The 6,750-nt window shown below is 45.7% G+C and carries 4 protein-coding genes and 2 pseudogenes; 2 read left to right on the forward strand and 4 right to left on the reverse strand.

Going from position 1 to position 6,750, the window contains the following annotated elements:
* Positions 1-485: 485 nt before the first annotated feature.
* A complete protein-coding gene (locus tag GBH70_RS09645; protein WP_151680845.1) occupies positions 486-1,070 on the forward strand; it encodes a Uma2 family endonuclease in 585 nt (194 codons plus the stop codon).
* Between the two features lie 29 nt (positions 1,071-1,099).
* Here the strand turns inward: GBH70_RS09645 and GBH70_RS09650 are convergent, their stop codons facing one another.
* The gene (locus GBH70_RS09650; protein ID WP_151680846.1) at positions 1,100-1,687 is read right to left on the reverse strand and encodes a nitroreductase family protein; all 588 of its coding nucleotides are present in this window, start codon (positions 1,685-1,687) and stop codon (positions 1,100-1,102) included.
* A 148-nt stretch (positions 1,688-1,835) separates the two neighbouring features.
* Here GBH70_RS09650 and GBH70_RS09655 point away from each other — a divergent pair, with 148 nt between their 5' ends.
* Complete coding sequence (locus GBH70_RS09655) at positions 1,836-5,078, forward strand: DEAD/DEAH box helicase (RefSeq protein WP_371862195.1); 3,243 nt, start codon at positions 1,836-1,838, stop codon at positions 5,076-5,078.
* 47 nt (positions 5,079-5,125) lie between these two features.
* Here GBH70_RS09655 and tatC read toward each other — a convergent pair.
* The 3 genes and pseudogenes from tatC to GBH70_RS09670 all read right to left on the reverse strand — a co-directional run.
* Positions 5,126-5,816: pseudogene (tatC, locus tag GBH70_RS09660) on the reverse strand (twin-arginine translocase subunit TatC).
* Positions 5,817-5,845: 29 nt separating this feature from the next.
* On the reverse strand, positions 5,846-6,031 hold the full coding sequence (gene tatA, locus GBH70_RS09665) for a twin-arginine translocase TatA/TatE family subunit (protein WP_151680847.1): 186 nt from the start codon (positions 6,029-6,031) through the stop codon (positions 5,846-5,848).
* Between the two features lie 18 nt (positions 6,032-6,049).
* Positions 6,050-6,508 (reverse strand): annotated as a pseudogene (locus GBH70_RS09670) (alkaline phosphatase D family protein); the annotation flags it as partial.
* Positions 6,509-6,750: the final 242 nt, after the last annotated feature.

The following is a 6,750-nucleotide window of genomic DNA, read 5'->3' on the forward strand; positions in this document are numbered from 1 at the left end:
AATTTTAAAAGTCCCAAATCATGTTAATAAATATATTGTGAAACATTTCACATATATCACATTATTAGAATACAACATTTACAAGTGGGATACAATAGTCTTTTGAAGGTTGTCAAGAATTTGTGATATTTTTCACATTTGTGAACAGACCCGGTGTCGTAAATCGGGAAAATCCAACTTTTAACGTTAAATATACGAGATAATACTCAAATTAAGAAAAATCTCAATCACCGGGGGATCTGAACCGTTCTGTACTACTTCTGGAAAAGAAATAGGCGGAAACGAAGGAATATAAAAAAATCAGCGGGAAATCGCAGGAAATCAGTGAATGGCTTGCTGAATAATATACGGGTATCAGGGTAGCAAGTATTTGAATACTTGTTCTAAACTGTCAATAATATGTCAAGGAGCTGATGCTGGCAGGGATGGTATAATCTCTATAGAGAGTAATCGTTTTCAATCGATTTTAAATAGGTGGTGGGCTTATGGCAACGGCAGCATTGAACGACCATTTCACGTATGCAGATTATATGTCCATAGGAAAAGATAACCATTTTGAAGTGATAAACGGGCAGGTTTTTATCATGCCATCTTCCCCCGAACCACGTCATCAGGAAGTCGCCAGAAGGCTCAAAAATGCTTTTGCGGCCCGGCTTAGGGGCTCCTCATTGCGGGTTTTCTCCTATTCTGTCGATGTCTGTTTATGTAGCGGCTTTATCGCTCTTGATGAGGTGAAAGAATGGGTGCAGCCGGATCTGGCAATTGTCAGCGCCCATTATAAAATCAGCGAAACGAGGATCGTGGGCGTCCCTGATTTAATCGCGGAAGTGCTTTCACCTGCAACTGTTAAGAAAGACCGCGTGGACAAATTTTACCGCTATCAAAGAGTCGGCGTGTGGGAATACTGGCTCGTGGACCCGTTCAATGAAGTGATTGACGTTTATATATTAAAAAACGGCAAGTACGAAAGTAGGGGCACTTATTTTAAAGATGACCGGATTCCGGTCTCTATTTTGCACAGTGCTTCCATTAACGGAAAAGAAATTTTTACAGTGCCTGTTCTGGAATAAGGGGCGGCGCACAGGCCGCCCTTTCCGCATCAATTAATTGTCTTCCCGAAGCTTCCTTCAAATACCGATTCTTTCACCGGCCTGCGATCGGACGGGGTTTCCCTTTCCTGCAATGCGACCGGCAGTGCATCTTTTTCCCCCTGGTAGCCGATGGCAATGAGCGCGTCGATTGCATAATCTTCCGGAATGTTTAGAACTTCACGAGCCTTTTCAAAATCAAAACCGGTCATCGGATGGGTTGCGAGCCCCTTTCTCACCGCTTCGAGCGACAGGTAGCCCCATGCGGCGCCAGCATCAAAAGCATGCGAACGGATCGGGCCGGTATCGCTTTCCGTTTTCGATATAACGAGCGCAAAAGAGGGAACGGTCTTACACCAAGTCTTGTTAAATTCACCGATGAAGGACATAAATTTTTCCCTGTCTTCCTTCGTGCGGGCAATGATAAAACGCCACGGCTGGTGGTTGAAAGCGGACGGCGCCCAACGAGCCGCCTCAAACAAGCTCATCAGCACATCTTCCGGTACTTCTTTTTCCAAAAACGAACGCGGCGACCATCTTTCTAGATAAACGGGGTCAATCTCATACTGCGCTTTCCGGGGCGAAAATGTTTTTACCATGATGACTCCTCCTCGTTTTTGTCATAATCCGCTTTTATTTTAAAATAACTTAATCTCTCATACAAACGATTGAACCTGAGGCCAAAAATGTATTTGCATCACGGATCATGTATAATAAAAGTTATGGATTAATTGGAGAATAGGATGAATGATGTTGGACGAATTTTCGCTTTCAATGCAGGACATAAAAGGAATGCACTCGAGTGCTGTTTACCGCCGGGGCATGTCTTATTACCAGCAGGGCCGTGTGAAAAATTTGGAATTTGATGATCTTTTTGACAGATGGACTGCAACCGTAAACGGAAGCGAGCCATATGATGTCAGTATTACTTTTGAAGATGGCATGTTTTATCCCGAATGCAGCTGTCCGGCTTTTTTGCAATACGGCGAATGCAAGCATGAAGTTGCAGCCATGATCGCAATCGCGGATAAGCGTGAAAATAGCTGGCCCGTTATAGAGGATTTCCTGGAAATGCGGAAGCGGGAGAAGGCTGAAAAATTTATGGATATTTTCTCCGGCCTCCAACAAATCCGGGTGGAGACGAGCCAACGTACGGCCAAAAGGCAGCTGCGTGTGGAATACATTTTAAAGCCGACGCAGATATTTTACTTAAACCGTCGTTTCTATTTAACGATTGAAATCAAAGTCGGACCCGAACGGACGTATGTGGTCCGAAGCATGAAAGATTTCCTCGGGAAAGTCGGCCGCGGACTCCCGCATGAATTTACAAAAAAATTCACATACGATCCTGAAGAATATTATTTTGCCAAAGAAGACAAAGAAATTGTGGACATGCTGCTTGAGATGTTTTCCACCCAACAATTATATGAGTATTCCATTGATCAATGGCGCTATTCACCGAACCGGGACAGGGAACTTGTCGTCCCGCCGTTTATGGCGAGACAACTGGTGCAAAAGCTCTCGGGGCGGGAATGCAAGTTTGAAGACGGACTTGATGTGTACAGCCCGATTGTTGTCCGGCCAGCGAATGAACTTCCGCTTTCTTTCGAGCTGGACGAGGGGGCGGAGGGGCAAAACGGATTTTCGCTTCACCTTGAGAGCCTCGGAGACATCATTTTATTTGGGGAGTACGGGCTCGTGTTTTATGAAGGGATCTTTTATGAAACGGCCGCTGAGCAGCTCAGGCTTTTAAAAGAACTGGTGGAATTTAATGCTGGCGGCGGAGATGATGTTGCAATTGAAAAAGAACAGCTCAGCCCGTTCCTATCTAATGTTCTCCCGGGCCTGAAACGCATCGGCAAAGTGAAAATCGCAGATACAATCCAAGGCCGGTTGGTGCAGCCGAAACTCCATACCAAAATTTTTATGGACGAGGAAGACGGCCGGATTACATTGCGGATTGAACACCATTACGGCACCCGCGTGATCGATCCGTTTGTCCGGAAAGAAGCATCGGATCAAGATGTAATTTTACTGCGTGACCTTGAAAAAGAGCAGGAAATCATGACGCTCATTGAACGGTCTCCGCTGAAATACAACGGAAAACAGTTATATTTGGATGACGATGAAGAAGCATTGTACGAATTTATTGTTGATATTCTGCCGAAACTCGAAGAAGCGGCCGAAGTGTATATCGCGGGCAGAATCAAAACGTATTTCCAAATGAACCGGTATACGCCGGTCACATCGGTGGATATTGAATCGGACGGAAATTTTCTAGAAGTCAATTTTGACATGGACGGGATTGATGAAGAGGAAATCCGGAATGTGCTCCGGTCCGTTGTGGAGAAAAAGCGGTATTACCGCCTGCCGAACGGAGCTTTTGTTTCCTTGGAAAGTGAAGAATTTGAACATATAGGGCAATTGCTCGGAGAACTGAATATCCCGTCCAGAGAGCTCCGCCATGGCAGCTTAAAAGTTCCGCTCTACCGCAGCCTGCAGGTTGATGAGCTGATGAAAACGAGGGATAAACATGCCGTGAAATTCGGGAAAGCTTTCCGGAAACTTATACAGCATCTGAAGAACCCTGAAGATATGGATTTTGAACTGCCTAAGGGCTTGAAGGCGAAAATGCGGGATTACCAGGTAACGGGATTCCAGTGGTTTAAGTCGCTTGCCCATTACCGGCTCGGCGGCATTTTAGCAGACGATATGGGGCTCGGAAAAACGTTGCAGAGCATTTCTTATCTTCTATCGGAAAAAGAGACCAACCCGGATGAGGCGCCGTTTCTGGTTGTGGCGCCGGCTTCCCTCGTTTACAACTGGAAGAGTGAGATTGAAAAATTTGCGCCCGGCCTTAAAGCAGAAGTTATGATCGGAACGCCGTCCGAGCGTAAAGCGTTTTTCGAAAATGGCGGGTTGCCGGATGTGCTGATTACATCTTATCCGACGCTTCGACAAGATATTGAGAACTATGAAAAAATCAAATTTGATACGATGATTTTGGATGAGGTGCAGGCGATTAAAAACTATGCGACGAAAACAGCCGCGGCGGTACGGAGCGTGCAGGCGGCCAAAAGGTTTGCGTTAAGCGGCACACCGATTGAAAACTCGATAGATGAACTGTGGTCCATTTTCCAGGCCGTTCTGCCGGGTTTTTTCCCGCCGCAGGCCGAGTTCCGGAAAATGGAACAGGAAAAGATTGCCCGCATGGTGCGCCCGTTCATTTTGCGCCGCGTGAAAAAAGATGTATTGAAAGTGCTGCCGGATAAAATTGAGACGAACCATTTGTCGGAACTTACAAAACCGCAGAAAGAATTGTACTTGGCTTATTTGGAAAGGATCCGGCAGAAAACGGAGAAAACGCTTGCGGAAGGCGATTTTAACCGGAACCGGATCAAAATTTTGGCCGGGCTTACCCGGCTGCGGCAATTGTGCTGCCACCCGTCCCTTTTTGTGGAAAATTATCGGGGCGAATCGGGAAAATTGGAGCAGCTGGTCGAGCTGACGCAAACTGCGATCGAAAACGGAAAGCGTCTGCTGATTTTCTCACAGTTTTCCAGCATGCTGCAGCTGATCCGGGCGCGGCTTGAAGAAGAGGGCATTGATTCTTTCTATCTGGACGGGCAGACGCCGTCGCGCGACAGGGTCGAAATGGCCGACCGTTTTAACGGCGGAGAAAAAAATGTATTTTTAATTTCGCTTAAGGCAGGCGGCACCGGATTGAATCTGACTGGCGCGGATACCGTTGTACTGTATGACTTATGGTGGAACCCGGCGGTGGAAGAACAAGCCGCCGGCCGCGCACACCGCATCGGCCAGAAAAACGTCGTCCAGATTATCCGCCTGATGGCCCGCGGCACGATCGAAGAAAAAATTTACGAACTCCAGCAGAAAAAGAAAGAATTGATCGAAAAAGTCATCCAGCCGGGCGAAACGATGCTGAATAGCCTGAGCGAGCAGGAGATCAGGGAATTGTTGAGTATGTAACAGAACACTCAAAACCCCGCTGCTTCAATTTGCAAGCGGGGCTTTCTTTATGATGCGGCGACCTGCTTTTTCCTGCCTGCATATGCGGATAGCAGCACGCCCAGTTCAAAAAGTACCAGCAGCACGATCGAAACAAGAAAATCAGAAATAAAATCTGGCGGCGTCAGCACAACCGAAACAGTCACGAGAATAAAGTACAATACCTTTCTGCTTTTTCTTAACTGCTGTGCCGTGACGATATGAATGGAAGTTAAAAACATGATGATGAGCGGAAATTCAAATAAAAACCCGAATGGAACCGTCAGTTTCAGCAAAAATTTAAAATAATTCCCGGGAGTAAACAGCAGTTCAAACTGTTGACCTGATAATTTTACCAGGAAATGAAAAATGGCGGGATAAACGAGAAAATAGCCGAATGCAATGCCGCCCGCAAAAAAGATAAACAACGCCGGGATAAATAATAGGCTTTGCGGTGCTCTTCTGGCGTTAAAGCCGATTTTACAATCTGCCAGATCTGGAAGGCGGCAAAAGGTATTGTCAGGCCGATTGTTGTGGCCCCGGCAATCATGCAGTGATATCCCCGGGACCCAGCACCGCTAAATGGCCGTCAAAACCGCGAAGAAGCCAGCGGTAAATCGTTTGGACAAAGCACATGGCAAGAATGAAAAAAGTGGCAAAAACTGCAGCAACCAAAAGAATCCTTTTTCGTAATTCCTCCAGATGCCCCATTAACGGCATCAATTCAATCACCCCATTTTAAAGCACACTTACATATTCTTCGGCTTTTTTTCCTCCTGTTCAGCAGAAGGCACCAAATCTTTTGTCGAATTTTTGAATTCCTTTAATGTATTTCCGACGGCCCTGCCGATTTCGGGTAGCTTGGACGGCCCGAATATGATAAGTGTAATAATTAAAATAATAATTAATCCCGGTATGCCGACATTTTGAAACATAAGAACACCCCCTTTTATTTAATCGGCTGCTTTTCTTTTTTCCGTTCCATTTTGGATTTCATGGGCCCGTTCGTGTGCGCGTATCCGGTCTTCCTCCGTTTCAGAAGACCTTTTGCGGCCGCCTGCCACTTCAGCCGTGGATACTTCTACCAATCCGTCGGCACATTTTTTATAAACGAACGATGCCCTCGTCGTCATATCCGCACCAGGAATGGTTACATAAGGCACAACTCGGTAATCTGCCCGCCACTGTTCCGGCGTTACAGTGCACCTCACATATCCGCGATAATCGTTAAAAAACTTAATATGCTGGTTCAATCCTAAAATTTTATCCGTATCTGCACGTTTATACGCTCCGTTGCCGCCCGATGCAATGGACGTCCCGATAAACTCAACTCCGAGAAGTTTTGACCGGGCATCGTTAAAATCACTTAAAATATTGGAAGCCCAATTGGCATGGACATCTCCGGAGATCACAAAGCTTGCCAGTAGATCCATCCGGGTGAAAAAAGAAAGACCACTTCTTAATGCCAAATGAACAGGCGTTATGGAAGTTGGTTTTGGTGCGTTTACATTTATTGCATTAAGGCTTTTTAGTGTGAAATACAATATTTTTCCACAAAAAATTGTTGTTTATTTCAATGCATTAAATGGAGATAAGTGAAAAATTTTTTAGGTGCCCATATTGTGACTACCTTGGTTGTTATAATGAGCTTATA

Source organism: Weizmannia acidilactici (assembly GCF_008974225.1).
GTDB classification, from domain to species: domain Bacteria; phylum Bacillota; class Bacilli; order Bacillales; family Bacillaceae_C; genus Weizmannia; species Weizmannia acidilactici.